The organism is Legionella genomosp. 1 (assembly GCF_900640215.1).
Lineage (GTDB): Bacteria > Pseudomonadota > Gammaproteobacteria > Legionellales > Legionellaceae > Legionella_C > Legionella_C quinlivanii_A.
On sequence record NZ_CAAAJH010000002.1, the window covers coordinates 291,120 to 313,233 of the forward strand.

Below are 22,114 nucleotides of genomic sequence, written 5' to 3' on the forward strand. Positions count from 1 at the left end.
GCCGATTTGAAATTTCAGCTTGCGGGCGCACAAGACCAGTCTCTGGTTTTTGTAAAACGGCTAAAGCGGATCACACATCCCATCCTGCCCTATTCCCGCCTGCTGTACTCCTCGTAGGTAATATAGACATATGATTGAATTAGTTGGGCTTCACAAATCTTACCATCAGGTAACTGCTCTGAATAACGTCAGTTTATTCATTCAGGAAGGTGAAATATTTGGCATAATTGGCCGCAGTGGTGCTGGAAAATCTACTTTACTGCGCAGTATCAATTTGCTTGAACGGCCAGATTCAGGCGAGGTTCTCGTTGACAATAAGGCAATGACTTCGCTTACCGAATCTGAGCTGCGCCAGGCCCGCCATAAAATAGCCATGATTTTTCAGCATTTTAATCTCCTGCAATCAAAGACCGTGTATGACAATATTGCACTGCCCATGCGGATACAGGGCATCAGCGAAGATGAAATCGCCGCAAAGATTGAAGAATTATTACCACTGGTCGAATTGCAGGACAAAAAACATGCCTATCCAGCCCAGTTAAGCGGCGGGCAGAAACAACGGGTGGCTATTGCGCGTGCTCTGAGCTGTTCACCTAAAATCCTTCTTTGTGACGAAGCAACCTCTGCCCTGGATCCTGAAACCACCGAGTCCATTTTATCGCTGTTAAAAAAAATAAATGGAGTCTATGGGATTACCATCGTTCTGATTACCCATGAAATGGATGTAGTAAAGCGAATTTGCCATCGCCTGGCGGTTATGGAAAAAGGCCAGATTATTGAGGTAACTTCGCTGGCCAGTGCATTTAAAGATCCCCAAAGTCTGGCAAGGAATATGTTGTATTCCCAATTAAGCCCGCAATTACCCCCATGCCTGGCTGGCACACTGACTCAGAAACCCAATAATAAACCTCTGCTGCGTTTACTCTTTCAGGGCGACAATGCCACCGTACCCTTCATCAGTAAAACCAGCCGGGAATTGCATATTGATATTAACATTCTGCTGGCTAATATTGATCGTTTCGATACGGTGACCTGTGGGGTGCTGGTTGTAGAACTGATAGCGGATGACAACTTGTTAACTGCTTTTATTGAGCGTTGTGAGAAAGCCAATTTAACTGTGGAGATTTTAGGTTATGTCACCGAACCTGCTTTATGATGTTGTTCAAGCCAGTCTTGAGACAGTTTATATGACGGCAGTAAGCACTATTCTGGCAACTTTACTGGGTCTGCCCCTGGGTACTTTATTATTTACTTCCTCCAGAATAAGACCGCATGCCTGGATTAATCGTTTTACCGCCGGCCTGATTAATTTTACGCGTTCAATCCCCTTTATTATATTACTGGTCGCCTTAATTCCCTTCACACGCCTTTTGATAGGCACGTCCATTGGAATCAATGCCGCTATTGTTCCCTTAACCATAGGTGCTATCCCCTTTTATGCACGTCTGGTGGATAATATTTATCAGGGGCTTCCCGGCGGACTGATTGAAACCGGCTTTTCCATGGGCGCAAATACCTGGCAAATGATTAAACACATTTTGCTGCCAGAAGCCTTCCCATCGCTCATCCAGGCCACCACGGTGACTGCTATTGCGCTGGTTAATTATACCGCAATGGCCGGTACAATCGGCGGAGGCGGTCTTGGAGATCTGGCTATCCGTTACGGCTATCAGCGTTTTAATTCGACCGTAATGATTGTCACCGTAATCATTCTTGTCGGTATCGTCCAGTTATTACAAATGGCAGGTGACCGATTGACCAGACTCTACACTCATTGTTAACAGGAGATTTTTCATGCGCTTAATTTCCATTATTTTTCTAAGTCTTAGTTTATTGGCATGCAGTAAGCCCTCCCCTAATACTCTGATTATAGGAACCATCTCCGGCCCGGAAACCGACCTGGTGGAAGCCGCCAAGGAAGTAGCACTGACAAAATATGATTTAGCAGTAAAAATAGTTGAATTCAATGACTATAATTTGCCAAATGAAGCGCTACAGGATGGGAGCATTGATGCCAATGTCTATCAGCATCTTCCCTATTTGAAAGCCTCCATGAAAGCCCATGGCTATACGCTCGAGCCTATTGGCAAGACCTTTGTTTATCCAACAGGGATCTACTCCAGCAAACATAAAGCTATCAGCGAAATCGGCGATAATGCCATCATCGCTATCCCAAATGATCCCAGTAACGAGGAAAGAGCCCTTCTTTTAATGCAAAAAGCCGGCTTGATTCAATTAAAGAAAGACGACACTACAATGACTGTTGCGGATATATCCGAAAATCCCAAACACCTGCAAATCAAGGAAATGGACGCAGGCCAATTGCCGCGCGTGCTGGATGATGTGGATGCAGCGATCATCAATACTACATTCGCCATTCCGGCTGGCCTTGACCCACTTAAAGACGCCATTTTTGTTGAGGATAAAAACTCACCCTATGCCAATTTAATTGTCATTAATCAAAACAGTGAAAAGAAAGTTCAACTCGAAGAGTTTGTGAAGGCTTTCCAATCACCTCAAGTCAAAGCAAAAGCCAAAGAGTTATTTGGTGACGCAGCAATACCAGCCTGGGAATAAGGGTCTCTTTATCCCGCGAATCAAGTCATTCCTGCGTCAGGAATGACTTTTTTGAATAGCAGCTTATTAGAAGTTTAACCTGGATGTGATTCGATATCGGGTACTCCTCCCTCCACCAGGTAGTTTTTCAAGACAACCTTTATCCACCAAATCAGAAAGATGTCTGGTTGCTGTGGCCTTACTAACTTTAGTAATCTTTTTATACTGAGCAGCACTAATCCCTTGTTCAAATGCGTTGCCTTTTTCATCAAACATTAAATTAATAATTTTTATTTGCTCCCTGGAAAGTTCACTTTCTTGAAAAATCTGCCAAAAGCGGCTCTTAGCGAGAGTGTGATCAATCTTATTAATTGCAGTTTGAATACTCGTATCCAAAGTTTTTAAAAACCATAATAACCATAAAGTTATATCTGTTGTTTGACGCTGACTTTTTTCCAGAATTTTATAATAATCATTGCGATTAGCGAGAATAATTGCCGACATAGCATACAATCGAATACTTTGCTTATCCTCTTGAGCTAAAGCTAAATCGGTTAGCGCACGCGTGATCCGCCCATTTCCATCTTCAAATGGATGCACTGTTATAAACCAAAAATGACTAATTGCAGCACGTAATAAGGGATCCAATGTTGGTTCTCGCAGGCTCTGATTGAACCACTCCAGAAACGTATTTAATTCGTCCTCTAATCGTTGCTTTGGCGGCGCTTCAAAATGCACCGTTGGCTTATCGATACGGCCAGAAACTACTTGCATAGGCTCATCACCTCTTAACTGCCCTGCGTTAACTCTATACAATGTAGACATTTCATGGTTAGGAAATAACCATTTGTGCCATTGCTGCAAGCGTTCTAGTGATAAATCAGTGTTTAAGTTATCGATAGCATCCCACATAATTTGCGCTAAACCTTCTGAGCGCTCATTAGTTGGATAAGGCTGCTTAAGATGTAATCCTAGTCGTTTTGCCAGAGAAGAGCGCACAGAGTCTTCATTCAAACGCTCACCTTCTATAGCGGAAGATGCAATTATATTTTGCAATAAAGTATCCAGAGCAGACTCTAGTGATATATTATCTGCTATCGATCCTGTTCGACCTATTAAAATCCCCTGTTTTAATCGGACTTCACGCAATAAAGGCTGAATGAGCTGTTCCTGCCACTGAAACCTGGGCCAATCGGGCAATTGCCAGATCCATTTTATTTGATTGTCGTTCATGAACTCTGCTCCATGAGCCGATTAGGGAGGCTATTCGGCTCAATTTTTGAGTTAAATAATAGGATTATTCGGCTCATAAATCAAGCCCATAAACAACTTATTCGGCTCACATTTGAATGAAGTAAACACTGAAATTATTGAGGTACAAAACGCTAATTGAGAAAAGGAATTTGTTCAACCGAGGGCCCCGCCAGGACACAATGGGCTGGTGCATCCATATGGGTACCCACTCCTGCTTCCATTCTAAAGCGTTCAAGGCGAAATTTTACATCACTATTACAATCGCTATAATCGGGAATCAAAGAAGAGGAAAAACCGCATTTATTTTCCAGCTTGCGCAGCTTTCAGAGATTGTCTGGGTCAGGTCGATATGATGGGGAAAGTTCCATAGTCTTGATGATTCAGAAGACCGTCTTTGCGAGCGTCAGCGAAGCAATCCAACCCCTAACTCTGTTCAAGGTTCGATCTGGATTGCTTCACTTTGTTCGCAAAGACAACAGGTTAGTGCTTGGAATATTGATTAGTAACGATAGTGATCCGGCTTATAAGGTCCGTTCGCTTTCACACCCAAATACTCTGCCTGTTGTTTAGTCAAGGTTGTCAGCTTTGCCCCGATGCGTTTGAGATGCAGACGAGCCACTTTTTCGTCCAATAATTTAGGCAGTACATAAACCTGCTTTTGATATTGGCTGGCATTGGTGAATAATTCAATTTGTGCCAATACCTGATTGGAGAAAGAAGCTGACATCACAAAACTTGGATGTCCAGTCGCACAGCCCAGATTCACCAGGCGGCCTTCAGCCAGGACGATTAATCGTTTGCCGTCAGGGAAAATGACATGGTCCACCTGCGGTTTGATATTTTCCCATTGATATTGTCTCAGGCTATGGATATCAATTTCTGAGTCGAAATGACCGATATTACAGAGAATCGCCTGATTGCGCATGCGAATCATATGCTCATGGGCTACCACATGGTAATTTCCTGTGGCTGTTACCACGATATCCACTTCATGTGCCACATCATCGAGGGTTACTACGCGATATCCTTCCATTGCAGCCTGAAGAGCACAAATTGGGTCCACTTCGGTAATCCACACTGTGGCTCCCTGACCGCGAAGCGCCTGAGCGCAGCCCTTACCCACATCACCATAGCCCATAATCAAGGCAATCTTACCGGCAATCATGACATCAGTAGCCCGTTTAATCCCGTCAAGCAAGGATTCTCTGCAACCGTACAGGTTATCGAATTTGGATTTGGTGACCGAATCATTGACATTGATAGCAGGGATCATTAATTGATTGTTTCGGGCCATTTCATACAATCTGGCTACACCCGTGGTTGTTTCTTCTGAAACGCCATGAATGTTTTTCAGCATCTCAGGATACTTTTCGTGCAGAACCTGCGTTAAATCGCCGCCATCATCCAGCAACAGATTGGGGGTCCAACCATTTGGACCGCGTAATGTCTGTTCTACACACCACCAGTATTCCTCTTCTGTCTCGCCTTTCCAGGCAAACACGGGAACTCCCACTTCCGCCATCGCAGCAGCGGCATGATCCTGAGTAGAAAAAATATTGCAGGAAGACCATCTGACTTCAGCACCCAAAGCGATGAGAGTCTCAATCAGAACTGCCGTTTGAATCGTCATATGCAGACAACCTGCAATGCGGGCCCCCTTTAGCGGCTTTTGAACAGCAAATTCTTCACGTAAGGCCATTAAGCCTGGCATTTCCGTTTCGGCGATGGCGATTTCCTTGCGCCCCCAGTCTGCAAGTGAGAAATCAGCCACTTTATAATCTTGATGTGTTTGCAGGTTACTGGCTACATTCGTTGGTTTCATAATATTCCTTGCGTTAATAACTGTCAGCTTATGAATTAAAGCGCCTTTTTTAAAGCATCGACTTTATCCAGTCTTTCCCAGGGAAAATCCGGTCTGCCATAATGGCCATAAGTGGCTGTCTGACGGTAGATAGGTCTTAACAGTTCGTGATGATCAATAATACCCTGCGGCGTTAAATCGAAATGCTCGCGAATCAGGTTGATGATGGTGTATTCCGGAAGAACCCCGGTGCCAAAGGTTTCTACACTGATGGAAGTAGGTTCCGCAACACCAATCGCATAGGAAACCTGAATCTCACATTTTTCTGCAATTCCTGCCGCGACCAGATTCTTAGCCACATGGCGCGCAGCGTAGGCCGCTGATCGATCAACCTTGGATGGATCTTTTCCTGAGAAACAGCCGCCGCCATGTCTGGCCATGCCGCCATAAGTATCCACAATGATTTTTCTTCCGGTTAAACCGCAATCCCCTAAGGGTCCGCCGATTACAAATCGCCCGGTGGGATTAATAAAATAACGTGTTTTGCTATTCAACCATTCAGCTGGAATCACTTCATGAATGATTGCGGATTTGATTGTTTCAACCAGCTCATTATAACTCACATCAGGATGATGCTGGGTCGAAAATACAACCGTATCCACAGCAACCGGCATACCATTCTCATAAAGAAGCGTCAGCTGGCATTTGGCATCGGGTCGTAACCAGGAAATGCTGCCATTTTTTCTGAGCTCTGCCTGCTTCTCCATCAAACGATGAGAGTAAGCAATCGGAGCAGGCATGTAAACATCCGTCTCGCGGCTGGCATAACCAAACATTAATCCCTGATCCCCTGCACCCATAATTTTCGTATCCTGATTATCCACTCCACGGGCAATATCAGGCGATTGCTTGCCTATTGCCGAAAGAACGGCACAGGAGGCCCAATCAAAACCCATCTCCGAACTGTTATAGCCAATCTCTTTAATCACCTGACGGGTAATTTCTTCAACATCCACCCAGGCAGAAGTCGTTATTTCACCGCCGACTAAAACCATACCGGTTTTTACAAAAGTCTCACAGGCAACTCTTGCTTTAGGATCTTTGCTAAGAATTGCATCAAGAATAGCGTCAGAAATCTGATCTGCGATTTTGTCAGGATGACCTTCAGAAACGGATTCTGAAGTAAATACTTTTAGCTCGGTCACTTCTATATTTCCTTTAACGTTAATGCTCTGAGTTTGCGGAAAACAACATTGCTTCCCGAACCTCTTGGTTTAAATTGTCTCATGCTTATGTCGAGACGCGATTCATCAGGATGTAAAAACAGTTTCTGGCTTTATAGTAACAGGTGCCAATTACTTGTCATTTTTCATCATCGAAATAAATTGTTCAAACAGGATCTCAATATCATGAGGCCCCGGACTTGATTCAGGGTGTCCCTGAAATCCAAAAGCAGGCTTCGTTTTGTGTCTTATTCCCTGCAAACTATTATCAAACAAAGAGCGATGGGTTACTTCCAGACAATCTGGCAAACTGGCTTCATCAATTGAAAAGCCATGATTCTGACTGGTAATGAACACGCGTTTTTTCCCATCACATTCAGCCACAGGATGATTGGCGCCGTGATGGCCGAACTTCATTTTTAGTGATTTGCCGCCAGCAGCCAGCCCCAAAATTTGAAAACCAAGGCAAATGCCAAATAACGGGATCCCCTCTTCCAGAAAAATTCGGGTTGCGTTGATTGCATAGTCGCAGGCTAATGGATCACCGGGTCCATTAGAGAGAAATACGCCATCAGGGTTTAGAGCGAGTACTTCTTCTGCGCTGGTTTTAGCAGGCACAAGGGTGATGTAACAGCCTTTGTCTTTCAGAATACGAAGAATGGTATGCTTCACACCAAAATCATAAGCCACTACATGGTATTGAAGCGGGCTCGAATCTAATGCCCATTGTCCACGGCCTTCATCCCAGCGGTCAATTGCCTGACGCGACACTTCACAGGCCAGATCCGCACCATTTAATCCGCTAAAGGCTCGGGCTCTCTCAATCGCTTGTTCGGGTTTGTCTGCCTGCGTACTGATGCAAGCCCCTATCGCCCCTTGTTCACGTAAATGAATCGTTAACTGGCGGGTATCAATCCCTGAAATAGCCACGACCCCATTTCGTTTTAACCATTCAGGTAATGATAGCGTCGAGCGATAATTACTGGGATATTGAGTGCAGTTACGCATAACCAGTCCTGCGGCCCAAATTCGTGATGATTCCATATCCTCTTCGTTACAACCGGTATTCCCTACATGTGCAGCGGTCAGTGTAATTATCTGGCGGGCATAGGAAGGGTCAGTGAGCATTTCCTGGTAACCAGTCATTGCCGTATTAAAAACGAGCTCTCCAACACAGTGGCCGGAAGCACCTGCAGAGAGTCCATGATAAAGCGTTCCATCAGCAAGAGCTAATATGGCTGGTTTATTCAACATGAAGAAAATCCTACAAATGGGCAATCATTAGTCTCGCTGCCATTGCGTGAAATCCTTTTGTATGCTGCGAGGCAGCAGCCAGTATAAGCTGCTTAATCCTGTATCCGCGCACATGGCGCGAATTCCTCAATGCGCTTCCTGAATGGCAGTGCCGTACAACGGCGAAAAAATACATCAAAGCCGTAATTGTAGCTCAGACTTGTTAAAATTTCATGTCTTCAAAAAACTTTTTTACACCATCAAACCAGGAGCTTGACTTGGGAGAATGAGTTTTTTTGCTACTGTCCAAAGATTCCTGTAATTTCGTTAACAGTTCTTTCTGTTCTTTGGATAAATTCACTGGCGTTTCTACTGCCACTTTACATAACAAATCACCAACCCCATGCCCGCGTACCGATTTCATACCCTTTCCGCGTAATCGAAACACTTTAGCAGTTTGTGTTTCAGGTGGAATTTTCAGACTAACGCGCCCCTCGAGAGTCGGTACTTCAATCGTGCCGCCTAAAGCTGCGGTGGCAAAGCTAATAGGCACCTCGCAATATAAATCACTCTCATGACGTTCAAAAATAGCATGTTGCTTGACATTAATCTGTACGTACAAATCACCCGAACCGCCGCCGTAAGCGCCAGCTTCGCCTTCGCCGGACAAACGAACGCGATCGCCATTATCCACACCTGCGGGAATTTTAACGGTTAATTTTTTACTTTCCCGGACTCGGCCTTGCCCATGACAGCTCGTGCAGGGATCAGTAATTATTTTACCTTCACCATGACAACCGGGGCATGTTTGCTGAATAGAAAAAAAGCCCTGCTGAATTCGTACCTGGCCTATCCCGCCACAGGTTTCACAATTTTTTGGGGTTGAACCGGCTTTTGCGCCCGAACCACTGCAGGTCTGGCAAGCCGCATGCCGGGGCACAGTGATTTCTACCTGCTTGCCCAGTGCTGCTTCTTCAAGCGTTAGCTGAATATTATACTGTAAATCCGAGCCACGCTGCCCTCTGGACTGCCGGCTATGCGTGCGTCCGCCTGAGAAAATATTTTCAAAGATATCTTCAAACACATCGCCAAACCCGAATCCACCCTGGCCGCCAAAACCGCCTGCAGCCCCATCTACTCCCGCATGACCGAACTGATCATAGGCAGCCCGCTTTTGCGGATCGGATAACACTGCGTAGGCTCTTTGTACTTCTTTGAATTTATCTTCCGCGACATTATCATTTGGATTACGATCCGGATGATATTTCATTGCCAATTTTCTATAAGCTTTTTTTATTTCGCCTTCATTGGCTCCACGACTAACACCCAGAATCTCATAATAATCCCGTTGATCCATGACTGCACACACCAATAACTATGCTTTTACCCGGGGTAAAAACGGAATAATACAAAAAGAACGCCTGGTTTATCGAAACCGCGACGCTCTTCCACCTATTCTATACTATTAAATTGTAGCCCTTGCGAAATAAATGACATCCGGATTTCGCATTCTTAAGCAAAAAAACCTTGATGCGCTTCGCATATCAAGGCTACATTTTTAAATAAATCCCTGCTTTAGCATATGGGCGTCAACCTCAAAAGAAATCCCCTCTCCCAAGTTGGGAGAGGGTAAGGGTGAGGGTTCACTTTAAACCCCTCTCACTAACTCTCTCCCCTAAGGGGAGAGAGGATTTTTGGAAACTCTTAAGTTGGCGCCTGCACCGAAGAAGAAACAACCTGTTAAGGTTTTATTTCTTATCGTCCTGAACTTCCTCAAACTCAGCATCCACAACACCGTCAGAGGGCTTGCCCGATTGAGTTTCACCAGCATGTGACTGTTGGCCGGCATGAGGCGCTTCGCCACCTTGCTGGGCTTGTCCTTCAGCAGCTTTTTTGGCATAAACGCGTTCAGCCATTTTTCCAGAAGCGTCTGAGAGAACTTTCAATTTCTCTTCCATTTGCTCTTTATCATTGCCTTTCACAGCTTCTTTCAACTCGGCTATTGCAGACTCAATGCCTTTTTTCTCAGCATCATCGAGTTCACCTGCCAGGTCAGTCAGTGATTTCTCACTGCTGTGAATCAAGCTGTCTGCCTGGTTGCGCAAGTCGGCCATCTCTTTAAATTTCTTATCTTCTTCCGCGTGAGATTGAGCATCCTTAACCATTGCATCAACTTCTTCATCGCTAAGACCGCTGGACGCTTTAATGACGATAGATTGCGCTTTACCGGTTGCCTTGTCTTTTGCTGATACATTCAAGATACCGTTTGCATCAATGTCAAAAGTCACTTCAATCTGGGGCACACCACGAGGCGCTGCAGGAATATCCGTCAAATCAAATCGACCAAGCGATTTATTAGCTGAAGCCTGCTCACGCTCTCCTTGTAAAACATGCACAGTGACCGCGGTTTGCCTATCATCAGCAGTGGAAAATACCTGATTTGCCTTGGTAGGTATAGTAGTATTCTTCTGAATTAACTTGGTCATTACACCACCCAGAGTTTCAATACCCAGAGAAAGCGGAGTAACGTCAAGCAGCAGAATATCTTTTACCTCACCGGACAATACAGCAGCCTGAATAGCCGCACCCACAGCAACCGCTTCGTCAGGGTTCACATCTTTACGCGGTTCTTTACCAAAGAAATCCTGTACTGTTTTTTGCACTAAAGGCATACGGGTCTGACCGCCCACGAGGATCACTTCATTAATCTGGGAAACAGTTAATCCAGCGTCTTTGAGTGCTGTTTTACAGGGTTCAATAGTACGCTCAACCAATTTTTCTACCAGTGACTCCAGCTTGGCACGGGTCAGCTTGATGTTCATGTGTTTTGGACCACTGGAATCGGCAGTAATATAAGGCAGATTCACATCGGTCTGCTGAGCAGATGATAATTCAATTTTTGCCTTTTCTGCTGCATCTTTCAGCCGCTGCAGAGCTAAAGGATCATTGTGCAGATCAATACCAGTGTCTTTTTTGAATTCCGCAGCCAGGTATTCGATCAATGCCAGGTCGAAATCTTCCCCGCCGAGGAATGTATCACCGTTAGTAGCCAGTACTTCAAACTGGTGTTCGCCTTCGACTTCAGCAATTTCGATGATTGAAATATCAAATGTACCGCCACCCAGGTCATAAACAGCGATCACTGAATCACCGCGTTTTTTGTCCATACCATAAGCAAGAGCTGCGGCAGTAGGTTCGTTAATAATACGTTTGACTTCCAGACCAGCAATACGACCCGCATCCTTGGTTGCCTGACGTTGAGAGTCATTGAAGTATGCAGGAACAGTGATTACCGCTTCTTTCACTTCTTCACCGAGATAATCTTCAGCGGTTTTCTTCATTTTGCGCAGTACTTCTGCAGAGATCTGCGGAGGCGCTTTATCCTGGCCTTTAACCTGAACCCAGGCATCACCATTGTCTGCTTTGACAATTTTATAAGGCACCATTTTAATGTCTTTCTGAACAACCGCATCATCAAAGCGGCGGCCGATTAAGCGCTTGACAGCAAACAAGGTTTTATCCGGATTGGTTACTGCCTGACGCTTGGCTGATTGCCCAACTAAAACTTCATCGTCTTCAGTAAATGCGACAATGGATGGCGTGGTACGATGACCTTCGCTATTCTCGATAACACGTACATTTTTACCTTCCATAACCGCAACACAGGAGTTAGTCGTACCTAAGTCAATACCAATAATTTTTGCCATTTGCCTTTGCTCCAATATAAATTTTTATTGCAATTAGTCCAACATATGGGGATGAATCTAATAAATTCAAGCCAATATGCCTGCAACCAGTTTTATTTTTTTGACACAATAACACGAGCCGGACGAATAATTCGGTCCGCCAATTTATATCCTTTCTGAAATACAGTGACGATTGTATTAGGCTCTGCATCAGGCACTGCCACCATTGACATGGCTTCATGTTCCTGGGGATTAAACAATTGCCCCTGCGGATCAATCTGCACAACATCCTGCTTGGCCAGCGCATCCAGAAATAACTTCATCGTAAGTTCGAGGCCTTCATACATGCCATCCTGAGCCGATTTATCAGCCAACTGCATTGCTTGTTCCAGGCTGTCAGCTACAGGAAGAAGCGAGGTGATAAATTTCTCCAGCCCGTAGCGATGGGCGTTGGCGATATCGCGTTCAGCCCGGCGTCGGACATTTTCAAGCTCGGCCATTGCGCGTACCGATTTTTCCCAGTTCTCATGAGCCTGTTGCTCAGCCAGAGTCAGCTTTTCCTCGAGCGCGGTGTAGCTTGGATGATCCAGGGCAGTTTCAGATGCTTTTCCACTGCTCCCGCTCTCACCTTCCTCTTCATCCGTATCAATTGAATTTTCAGTGTCTTCATTGAGTTTTTGCTCGATTTCTTCTTTAATTTTTTTCCAGTCTTTTGTTTTTTCACTGCTCATCTGAACAACTCCTGAATTTACCGACAACAGAAAATGGGGATGATAACTATAAATTCAAGGCTTGCATGGAAATTTTTTATCATTTTTTTGAAGAATAGTAGCGATGAGAATCCAATGGATACTCGTAACGCTTTGCTCCCCCGGCTGATTCCTTCTTGCTACTCCCACGCAGTTATCGCATACTTGTTGAATTATTAATGTAATCCAAGGTGCTTATGAACGCGTGGTCGCCAACTTCCTGGCAACAGTTCTCCTACCAGCAAGCAGCAGTCTATCCTGATCAAACACAGCTGGAAAAAGTCGTTGAACAGTTGAGTCAGTTACCGCCGCTGGTGACCAGCGGTGAAATTAAAAATCTCAGAAAGGAAATTGCGCTTGCAGGACAGGGAAAAGCGTTTATTCTGCAAGGAGGCGATTGCGCGGAATCTTTTACCGAATGCCGTTCGGATATTATCAGTAACAAACTGAAAATTCTTTTGCAGATGAGCCTGATTCTACTTCATGGAATGCGTAAACCCATCATTCGAGTGGGACGAATTGCCGGCCAATACGCCAAACCCCGCTCCTCTGATTTTGAAACGATTGATGGGGTGACTCTGCCCAGCTATCGCGGTGATTTGGTTAACTCACCCCAGTTTAGCGCACAATCACGTATTCCGAATCCTAAGTTAATGCTTCAGGGTTACAGCTGTGCCGCGATGACGCTCAATTTTATCCGAGCGCTTCTCGACGGCGGCTTTGCAGATCTGAACCATCCTCAGCAATGGGATTTGCGATTTGTTGATCATTCGCCGCAAGCGGATGAATACCATTCACTGGTGCACTCAATTGCTGATTCGCTGGATTTTTTTCAGGCCATTAATGGTCATGATTTAAACAACTTAAGCAAAGTGGATTTTTATACCTCTCATGAAGCCTTACATCTGCATTATGAGCAGGCCTTGACCCGGCGTTTGCATGACGGACTGTGGTACGATTTATCCACTCACCTTCCCTGGATCGGAATGAGAACCGCGCAGCTGGATAGCGCCCATCTTGAATTTATGCGGGGTATTCAAAATCCCATTGGAATTAAAGTCGGACCGAAAGCCACGCGGGAATGGCTGATTGATGTACTGAAAATTATTAACCCCAATTGCGAGGCGGGAAGGGTATTACTGATTACCCGGTTTGGCGCACAATCAATTTCTCAATTATTGCCTCCTTTAATTGAAGCGGTGCACTCGACTAATATTCCAGTCACCTGGTCTTGCGATCCTATGCATGGAAATACAGAAACTACTGCAGATGGAATAAAAACCCGTCATTTTGATAATATTTTATCAGAATTGCAGCAAGCCGATCGAATTCATACTGAAATGAACAGCAATTTAGGTGGTGTTCATTTTGAATTGACTGGAGATAACGTCACCGAATGCATCGGGGGAGCCCGGGGCTTAAGTGAAGAAGATTTAAAGCACGCTTATAAAAGCCTCGTTGATCCTCGCCTGAATTATGAACAATCATTAGAAATGGCAATTCAGCTAAGCCGGCATTTTAATCCTCGCCCAATGAAAAAAACCGAGGAAGAACAAGGAGCCTGACAGGCGTTTCGGCTATGCGGAGACTAAACACCCTGGTATAACCGGATCTTATTTGGGCTTTTTCATGGGAGCTTCAAATACAGACTGGATATATTCAGGGATCCTTTCTTCCAGCCAATAGACTGGCAATCCTGGCATACTCCCACTGATAAAGCCCACATGCCCGCCCTTCTCACTTAACTCTAAAGTAACTTTATCGGATAACTCATGATTAGAAGGAATAACCTCCGTAGTCATAAAAGGATCATCCCTGGCATGAATAATTAAGGTTTCCGTCGCTATTTTTGATAGATAAGGCAGCGAACTCGCTTTGGCATAATAATCATTCGCACTGGAGAAACCATGCAAAGGAGCGGTTATATTTTCATCAAAACTGCGAAAACAATTGGATTGTTGCAGTCTGCTGGAAATATCTTCCCATTGATCGGCATAAATCTGCTGCTTCCTTACAACCAGTTTTTTCAATTTCTTCAGCAAATAGGCTTGGTAGAGGCGGCAAAAGCCTTTATCTATTTTTTCAGCAACAATATTTAATTTGAAAGGTACTGAAACAGCGACTGCAGTTTGGATAAGGTTCTGTTCGCCTGCTTCTCCCAGCCATTTCAAGAGTACATTGCCTCCTAAAGAGATCCCTACCGCTGCTTTCGGGACGTCAGGCTCCCTGTCTGCGAGGATATTCAGGAAATGAGAAAAATCACTGGTATCACCAGAGTGATAAATTCTTGGCAAACGATTTGGCTTACTGCCGCCTCCACGAAAATGCATCATTACTGCTCGCCAGCCTGCTTTATTAAATGATTGCATTAAGCCGGCGGCATAGGTCGAATTCAGATTTCCACCAAGACCATGCAGCAGGACGACCACTGGTGCATTCTGTGGCACTCCCTTAGTCATCCAGGATAATTGTAGAAAATCACCATCAGCCAATTCGATGCGTTCGCTTTTATCGATAACAAATCGAATGCTGCGCGCAATAGTAGGATAGATGGTTTGACTATGTGCATTACCCAGCCACCAGGCCGGCTTAAATTGACTCTCGGTAATCACTTGCTTTCCTTATGATAAGCAGGGCTAAAGGTTTGTACAGCCTGCAATAACATACTGACATGTTCAGGAGGAACGTCCGGTGTAATCCCATGCCCCAGATTAAAAATATGACCATGTCCATTTCCATAAGAGGCGAGAATACGTTCTACTTCTTTAGTAATGGTCTCTTCATCGCTTAAAAGCAAGGCCGGTTCAAAATTTCCCTGCAGGCTCAACCGGTCCTCAAGCAGTGCTCTGGCCTCTCCCAGATCCGCTGTCCAATCCAGCCCCAGGGCATCGCAACCGGTTTCAGCCATTTGCAAGAGCCACTGCCCCCCGCCCTTGGTAAATAAGATAACGGGAATATGGGGGTACTGTTTTTTTATATTTTGGACAATTTCTCTCATCGGATTGAGTGAAAAATTCAGATAATTCTCGGTTGACAGTAGCCCTCCCCAGGTATCAAACAACATGACGGCGTTAACACCTGAATGGATCTGTGCAAGTAAATAGTGAGTAACCGCATGAGTCAGCTTAGTTAACAAGAGCCTGGCAATCTGCGGCTCTCTCTCAATCAGTTGCATGCAGCGGACAAACTGACGGCTGCTTTGCCCCTCCACCATGTAGCAGGCAAGCGTCCAGGGACTGCCTGAAAAACCAATTAAAGGCAGATCGGCAGGCATCTCTCGACGGATTAATTCAACTGCGTTAAAAACATAGGAAAGCCCTTCGTTTAATTGCTCAAAAGGAAGCGCTTTAATGGCATTTTCAGTATGCAGCGGAAATCGGAAACAGGGCCCCTCGCCTTCCACAAAATGCAGGCCAAGCCCCATTGCATCCGGAATGGTTAAAATGTCTGAAAACAAAATAGCCGCATCCAGAGGAAACCGCCTGAGCGGCTGCAAGGTGACTTCGCAGGCAAGCTCTGGGGTTTTGCAAAGGGTCATGAAGTCGCCGGCCTGTGCACGAACCCGACGATATTCCGGTAGATAACGTCCTGCCTGTCTCATTAACCAGGCCGGAGTTCTTGGTACTGCCTCTCGGCGCAGACTGCGCAGGAAAATTGATTCGTTCACACCCATTGTTTTTAACCTTCCGATAAAAATTGTATTCTATCGCAGATTAACCTGTTTTACATACATGTGTCTGTCATTTCCGAGCAGGCGTTATTACGTAATGGAGCCAAGCAACTAACCTGTCCGTCTTTGCGAACAAAGTGAAGCAATCCAGACCGAAACTTGAATGGAATTAGGATCTGGATTGCTTCGCTAACGCTCGCAAAGACCGTTTTTTGTGTACCTGTCTTTATTCACGCACAACGCCTTTCCGCAGAGGCTGGAATCCGATGATTCAGATTCCGAACTCGGCAGCCCTTTCCTTAAGAATTTCACCACTCATCGGCACGGTAACGGCTTTACACAAACTTTCATCAGGGAACTGATAATCCCGAGCCAGATTGGCATTTTGTTTAAAGACCAGAACCTGTTTGTGATGTCCATCAGTTTCACTGATTGGACTTGCACCGCGTTTGAAATAACGTATCACCGGCAGTTGTCTGCCTTCATCCAGCTGTTGCAGCTGCCATTTAAAATCCTGGTTAACCAATGCCAAATTGGTATACAGGCGTTGCGAGGAAGCAAACATTTCCTCTTCCGAAGGGAACTCCTGTCCTTCATCAAGCTCTAGCCACATTTCCATTTTCTCAGACCCTTCATCGTCATGATAAACATAAAACGCTTTTTTAAGTACCTGTGCCTTGAGTTCATCGTCATCGGTGATTGCGCGTTCCAGCTCTGTGAAAGCCAGATTGGCCCCGTTATAAACTACTGTAGACTCGCGTCCCCAGACAAACATCAAAGGCAGATTGGTTTTAGGTTTATTGAAAATACCATATTTAGCCATCACTGCCTGAACGTCACTGCAGGCATAAAGGCGGCCTTCATCTCCCAATTTATAGCGCACGCGCTGGGAGGATTGGAAATCGTGAGTACAGGTAAAGATTAGTTGGTTATTTTCATCGCATTCCACATGATAGTTCATCGTATCATAATGAAATACCATGGGAATGCCTTTATTCTCTCCAAAGAGCTCGCGAGCTAGTCCCGGGTGTTTTTCAAGCGCCTTTCGCAGCGCTATCTCAAATTCAGTTTCAACACCCAGATTAATATCAAGATCTGACGCACCGTAAGAGGAGTAGATTTGGTTGAACCCTTTTTCTATCAGCAATTCACGCATTGCCTCTGAAATGGCCTGCCCTCCAACCACACCAATTGCCGAAAAATCCTCAAACTGATAGCCTTTACTTTCAACATAGGCGGTCAAATCCTTTAAAAAAGGTGGATAGCCGGCAATAATGATCTGCTGCTTGTCCTTGTTTAACTCGGCTGCCATGCGTCGGATTTCAGATTTATACCGCTGAACAAGCTCAGCAGTTCGGCCCTCACTTTGCTGGAATGCTTCTTTCAAAGCATCATACAAGTCCAGATCACGGTTTTTTAAAACCTTGGCCAAAGTATCCTTAATTAACTTGCCAATCAGCTCTTTATCGCCGTCTGTGATTTTTCCTGGATGTTTATTCTGCCACCTGTCTAATGCCTGCTCTCGTAAATCGGTGTCATAGCGAGCTCTGAGAATCAACTCATCCAGAATCTTTTCTTTATCGCAACCGGTAGCAAATACACTGCCGGTATTTCGCATCAGCTCATAGGTAGTTAAACCCGTTGCCCAGGGGCCCAGTGCAAAAGCATCAATATAATGAAGTTTGCGATCACCAAACTGAATTTTTGCAGCTAATTGCAATGATTCTTTTACAAGCTCAACCTCTTCATGGCTGCGGACCCATGCAGTAGGCTTTCCAGTGGTGCCGGTTGAGGTATCCACTTTCGCTTTTGCAGGAAATTTACCATGACGATGCGTTCTGTTCTCGTGTTTATCATTATGTTTAATATAATTTTCTTTGGTGGTAACAGGGAGATCAGAAAATGTGGTTTCAGAATTAATTTTACAATTGAAGCGTGATAAATGCTCTTTGTATGCAGGGATCTCTTTATAGGCCTGCTTAACTCGTTTCTTGGCCAATACTTCTCCGGCCTCAAAAATGTCTTTTTCCGTACGTACAAAAAGGAAACGAGCTTTAATCCGGTTTACGCCGCTAATCGTTTTTTTATACAACCAACTCAGAAAGCCGCCTTTAAGGCTATCGCCAATCGCATTACGCCAATTGCTGATTTTTCTCTTGTTATGTTCTCCAGCATGTCGTAAACGCTCACCAGCCATCCCCTGAGCTTTAGCGGTATCTCGATTTTCGTAGTCATCTGTCCAGAATTGCGATTGAAGAGTGGCGATCAGGTCTGCATCCTTCATTCCTTTAGGATTTTTAATACCAAGGTATTTAATAAGACTGTTTCGATTGACCCTAAATGTAGATAATTCTTCAGTACCATCCTGATTAATTTTCTTAGCATTGATTTTTATTGTTTTATAAGCTAATGAACCAAATCCACTGTGGAGAGTAACCCCGTTTTTTCCTAATTCATTTCTTGGATTGGTAGCGCCATTTTTAAATAAAAGTCTTTCACCGTATTCAGAATGGGAGAACAAAACCACGGGGCTATCGATCGAATAAGCAGCCATACTTTTTCCATTAACTTGCTAAAGAGTGCTTATTTAATCAAAAAATTATTAACAGAATATTAAAAAGAATTTTTATGTGCAGAACAGAAGTTACATACTGCGGACATCGCCCGCAGTAGGTAACAATTTATTGAGGATTAAGAAACAATCGCACAGCTTATGGCCGCTGAACCATGCTCGAGCAGTCCAATGCCGTTGGTCAAACCCAGCACTGTTTGCGCTGAAGTATAAATATCCGGCGGAACTGACGGTGGTGGCGGCGCATTACCAAGCCCCAACTGACCAAACTCATTTTTACCCCAGCATTGCATCTGACCATTAATCAAAAGAGCACAGGCATGAACCAGACCGGAACTCACATCAATTGCAGGTGCGCTAATTCCCAAAACCATAGTCGGGAATGGGCTATTGTCAAGCGTACCATTACCCAATTGGGCAGCATTATTTAATCCCCAGGCATATACCAAACCATTGCTGCCAAGCGCTGTAGTATGAAAGCCTCGACCTGACAAATCAGTAATGCCGGATAATACGCCAACGTTGTTAACTCCCACAACGGTTGTTGGAGTCGGTACGGACGGACTGAATTGCCCCATGCCCACCTGCCCCACATTGTTCACTCCCCAGCATTTGACCTGAGTATTTGCTAAAAGAGCACAGGAGGTAAAACTCGAGGTGGTAATGGCAATGGCATTATCAACGCCTATTACTGGAGCAGCGGGGAAAAACTGAGGCAGAGGCGCGGTTGTACCATTTCCTAACTGACCAAAGTCATTTCCTCCCCAACAGGATACCTGCCCGTTCGCGAGCACAGCGCAAGTATGATAAAAGCCGGCGCTGACTTCGATGGCGTTAGTAATTCCAGCCACAGTCACAGGCGTGCTGCTGTTCGTAGTCAGACCATTTCCTAACTGGCCTACGTTATTAGCACCCCAGCACTGTACCGTACCATTGGCGAGCACTGCGCAGGCATGCGTCTCACCCGCACTAATATCCACAGCAGTATTGATTCCAACTACGTTGACAGCCGTTAAGGAAGTAGCTCCAGGAAGTGGAGCGCCATTTCCTAACTGACCCAGGTTATTGGCACCCCAGCACTGAACCTGGCGAGTAGCCAACAGGGCGCAGGTATAGGTGGAGCCGCCGCTTATCTCGGTAGCGTTAGTAATTCCCAGAACTACACTCAAGGGGTCTGCCGGAGAGGTTACAGGAAGCGCTGGAGGTGTTGTTGTACCATTCCCCAGTTGTCCGGTATTATTCTCCCCCCAACATTGCACAGGGCCTACAGGGCCAATTTCAACCGACAGGGGTAAGGGACTGTTATCCGCATTTAATCCCGTCGCAGTAATCACGAAATTATTCGAGAATACCGGTGATGGGATGTTATAGCTGATATTACAACTGCTATTAGGTAATAAGCTGGCGCCACAGCCATTAGAGAAATAAGCGTTGTAGGGCGCTGGAATGCTTATCTGTAAATTGGTAACCGTATTAATTCCGGTATTGCTTAATGTAATATTACCACTGGTATCGGTCAGTAAATCAACATTAGTTACCGGAACCCCATTATAAAGCCACAGCAGGTGTCCGCTGGTCGCAGCAACTACACTGATATTTAAAATTTCCAGAGCGCTTGGCCGGGAACACAGAAAAGGATCAGGGCTATTATTTCCAGGTCCAAAGGTTTTGCAAATCACGGGACCATCATGAATACCGCTGACAGGTAATTGGCTGCCATTAACTTGCAGAGCAAGCACACAGGTTTGTCCCGGATTCAAATAAAATGGATTACTGCAAGTGCCTGCATTGACCACCTGAGCAATGCCCGGCAGAGGCTGCATGGTGAGCATACGGGGAATGCTGGTATTATTTCGTACCAGATAACTGACAGAGGATGAAGCGTTGGAAGGAACTTGTAAGACTGTAGGGCTCAGAGGGGCCAGACCAAATTTTGGAATTGCCGCATCAACCACCCCGGAAAAAATCAAACTGGTAAAAAAACCAGCTTTTAACCATTGTTTTATCACCTTTTTATCCTTAAAAAATTGGGATGAGCGATATTACCTTAAATAAAAAGCTAATAACAGATCGAAGTATTCCCCCCTTTCAATGCTGCATTATTTCCAGGAGATGTCAGTATCTAGAATATTGACTTGTTAATCGCGATTTCACGGGCCGTGTGCCTGGCTATCAAATCCTGATTAACCAACTGGGTCAAATGCTGATCCAGTGTCTGCATTCCTCTGCTTTGTCCTGTCTGAATTGAAGAATACATCTGAGCCACTTTATCTTCACGAATCAGATTTCTGATTGCAGAGTTGCACATCATAATTTCCAGAGCAGCCAGTCGTCCTCCGCCTCGCTTCTTTAACAGTGTTTGCGCTATCACCGCCTGTAAAGATTCAGAAAGCATGGTGCGGATCATTGATTTTTCATCACCAGGGAACACATCAATAATTCGATTAATTGTTTTGGTTGCTGAATTCGTGTGTAGAGTTCCAAACACTAAATGGCCTGTCTCTGCTGCGGTCATCGCCAGACGAATGGTTTCGAGATCTCTTAGCTCACCGACAAGAATGATATCGGGGTCTTCTCGCAGGGCAGAACGCAAGGCAGCACCGAAACTGTGTGTGTCGCGATGCACTTCGCGTTGATTGACGAGGCATTTTTTGCTGGTATGCAAAAACTCAATAGGGTCTTCGATGGTTAGAATATGATCGTAGCGATTTGAGTTAATGTAATCAATCACCGCTGCCAGTGTGGTGCTTTTTCCTGAACCTGTAGGACCGGTAACCAATACCAGCCCCTTGGGGAACGAGGCAATTTCGGTAAACACTGGCGGCAATCCCAAATCTTCCATGCTCAGAATTTTGGAAGGAATAGTTCTGAATACCGCCCCTGCACCGCGAGCCTGATTAAAGGCATTAACCCTGAAGCGCGCCAGATTTGCAATTTCAAAAGAAAAATCTGTTTCCAGATGCTCTTCATACTCCTTGCGCTGCTTGTCATTCATAATATCATAAATGATTTTGATTACCTCTTTATGCTCCAGGGGGGGGATATTGATTTTTCTCAAATCACCGTCAACCCGAATCATAGGGGGCATTCCGGCAGACAAATGCAAATCAGAGGAGTTGTTTTTAACAGAAAAAGCCAGCAGCTCGGCAATATCCATATAGTGCTCTAAGTCATTGGAATAATTGCAAGAGTAACTCAGGATGCTGCTCAGAGCAAATTCATCGATGAACCAAAACCTTTCGGCTTGAAGAAGAAATTATGTGTCCCACTGTACAAACTGTGTCATTCCCGCGCAGGCGGGAATTAATTTTTATCACGACTCCTGTGCCAAATCATCGATGGATTTCCGCCTGCGCGGAAATGACAGGGG

17 protein-coding genes are annotated in these 22,114 nt (G+C 45.1%); 4 read left to right on the plus strand and 13 right to left on the minus strand.

Going from position 1 to position 22,114, the window contains the following annotated elements:
- The first annotated feature begins 130 nt into the window (after nucleotides 1-130).
- The 3 genes from E1O89_RS03455 to E1O89_RS03465 are packed head-to-tail and all read left to right on the plus strand — an operon-like array spanning nucleotide 131 to nucleotide 2,577.
- Nucleotides 131-1,156 (plus strand): methionine ABC transporter ATP-binding protein, encoded by a 1,026-nt coding sequence (locus E1O89_RS03455; protein ID WP_133138948.1) that lies wholly within the window; start codon nucleotides 131-133, stop codon nucleotides 1,154-1,156.
- On the plus strand, nucleotides 1,134-1,781 hold the full coding sequence (locus tag E1O89_RS03460; RefSeq protein WP_133138949.1) for a methionine ABC transporter permease: 648 nt from the start codon (nucleotides 1,134-1,136) through the stop codon (nucleotides 1,779-1,781). Before E1O89_RS03455 ends, E1O89_RS03460 begins: the two co-directional genes overlap by 23 nt.
- A 13-nt stretch (nucleotides 1,782-1,794) precedes the next feature.
- Nucleotides 1,795-2,577: a MetQ/NlpA family ABC transporter substrate-binding protein gene (locus E1O89_RS03465; RefSeq protein WP_133138950.1), complete on the plus strand. Its 783-nt coding sequence runs from the start codon at nucleotides 1,795-1,797 to the stop codon at nucleotides 2,575-2,577.
- A 66-nt stretch (nucleotides 2,578-2,643) separates the two neighbouring features.
- On the opposite strand, the gene E1O89_RS03470 is transcribed toward E1O89_RS03465, so the two are convergent.
- The 8 genes from E1O89_RS03470 to grpE all read right to left on the minus strand — a co-directional run bounded on the left by E1O89_RS03470 (nucleotide 2,644) and on the right by grpE (nucleotide 12,484).
- Nucleotides 2,644-3,789 (minus strand): Fic family protein, encoded by a 1,146-nt coding sequence (locus tag E1O89_RS03470; protein WP_133138951.1) that lies wholly within the window; start codon nucleotides 3,787-3,789, stop codon nucleotides 2,644-2,646.
- A gap of 152 nt (nucleotides 3,790-3,941) precedes the next feature.
- Nucleotides 3,942-4,091 (minus strand): cyclase family protein, encoded by a 150-nt coding sequence (locus E1O89_RS15745; protein ID WP_410054752.1) that lies wholly within the window; start codon nucleotides 4,089-4,091, stop codon nucleotides 3,942-3,944.
- 218 nt (nucleotides 4,092-4,309) lie between these two features.
- Nucleotides 4,310-5,632 (minus strand): adenosylhomocysteinase, encoded by a 1,323-nt coding sequence (ahcY, locus tag E1O89_RS03475; protein ID WP_133138952.1) that lies wholly within the window; start codon nucleotides 5,630-5,632, stop codon nucleotides 4,310-4,312.
- Nucleotides 5,633-5,667: 35 nt separating this feature from the next.
- Nucleotides 5,668-6,816, minus strand: a complete 1,149-nt coding sequence (metK, locus tag E1O89_RS03480) for a methionine adenosyltransferase (RefSeq protein WP_133138953.1) — start codon at nucleotides 6,814-6,816, stop codon at nucleotides 5,668-5,670.
- Between the two features lie 150 nt (nucleotides 6,817-6,966).
- Nucleotides 6,967-8,088: a glutamine-hydrolyzing carbamoyl-phosphate synthase small subunit gene (gene carA / locus E1O89_RS03485; protein WP_133138954.1), complete on the minus strand. Its 1,122-nt coding sequence runs from the start codon at nucleotides 8,086-8,088 to the stop codon at nucleotides 6,967-6,969.
- Between the two features lie 202 nt (nucleotides 8,089-8,290).
- Nucleotides 8,291-9,424, minus strand: coding sequence for a molecular chaperone DnaJ (gene dnaJ, locus E1O89_RS03490; protein WP_133138955.1), 1,134 nt, complete (start codon nucleotides 9,422-9,424; stop codon nucleotides 8,291-8,293).
- A 391-nt stretch (nucleotides 9,425-9,815) separates the two neighbouring features.
- The gene (gene dnaK, locus E1O89_RS03495; protein WP_112218296.1) at nucleotides 9,816-11,774 is read right to left on the minus strand and encodes a molecular chaperone DnaK; all 1,959 of its coding nucleotides are present in this window, start codon (nucleotides 11,772-11,774) and stop codon (nucleotides 9,816-9,818) included.
- A gap of 92 nt (nucleotides 11,775-11,866) precedes the next feature.
- A complete protein-coding gene (gene grpE, locus E1O89_RS03500; protein ID WP_058507561.1) occupies nucleotides 11,867-12,484 on the minus strand; it encodes a nucleotide exchange factor GrpE in 618 nt (205 codons plus the stop codon).
- Nucleotides 12,485-12,699: 215 nt separating this feature from the next.
- On the opposite strand from grpE, the gene E1O89_RS03505 reads away from it, so the two are divergent.
- Entirely contained in the window at nucleotides 12,700-14,067 is a 1,368-nt protein-coding gene (locus tag E1O89_RS03505; protein WP_133138956.1) for a 3-deoxy-7-phosphoheptulonate synthase class II, read from the plus strand.
- Between the two features lie 48 nt (nucleotides 14,068-14,115).
- Here E1O89_RS03505 and E1O89_RS03510 read toward each other — a convergent pair whose 3' ends face one another.
- The 5 genes from E1O89_RS03510 to E1O89_RS03530 form a co-directional block, all read right to left on the minus strand.
- Entirely contained in the window at nucleotides 14,116-15,114 is a 999-nt protein-coding gene (locus tag E1O89_RS03510) for a hydrolase (RefSeq protein WP_133138957.1), read from the minus strand.
- The gene (gene hemE / locus E1O89_RS03515) at nucleotides 15,111-16,169 is read right to left on the minus strand and encodes a uroporphyrinogen decarboxylase (RefSeq protein ID WP_262337386.1); all 1,059 of its coding nucleotides are present in this window, start codon (nucleotides 16,167-16,169) and stop codon (nucleotides 15,111-15,113) included. The genes E1O89_RS03510 and hemE overlap by 4 nt, the downstream gene beginning before the upstream one ends.
- A 274-nt stretch (nucleotides 16,170-16,443) precedes the next feature.
- Nucleotides 16,444-18,726 carry a hypothetical protein gene (locus E1O89_RS03520; protein ID WP_133138959.1) on the minus strand — a complete coding sequence of 761 codons (2,283 nt, stop codon included), beginning with the start codon at nucleotides 18,724-18,726 and terminating at the stop codon, nucleotides 16,444-16,446.
- 137 nt (nucleotides 18,727-18,863) lie between these two features.
- Nucleotides 18,864-20,753 (minus strand): RCC1 domain-containing protein, encoded by a 1,890-nt coding sequence (locus E1O89_RS03525; protein WP_133138960.1) that lies wholly within the window; start codon nucleotides 20,751-20,753, stop codon nucleotides 18,864-18,866.
- Nucleotides 20,754-20,866: 113 nt separating this feature from the next.
- Entirely contained in the window at nucleotides 20,867-21,901 is a 1,035-nt protein-coding gene (locus E1O89_RS03530) for a type IV pilus twitching motility protein PilT (RefSeq protein ID WP_112218302.1), read from the minus strand.
- Nucleotides 21,902-22,114 lie beyond the last annotated feature (213 nt).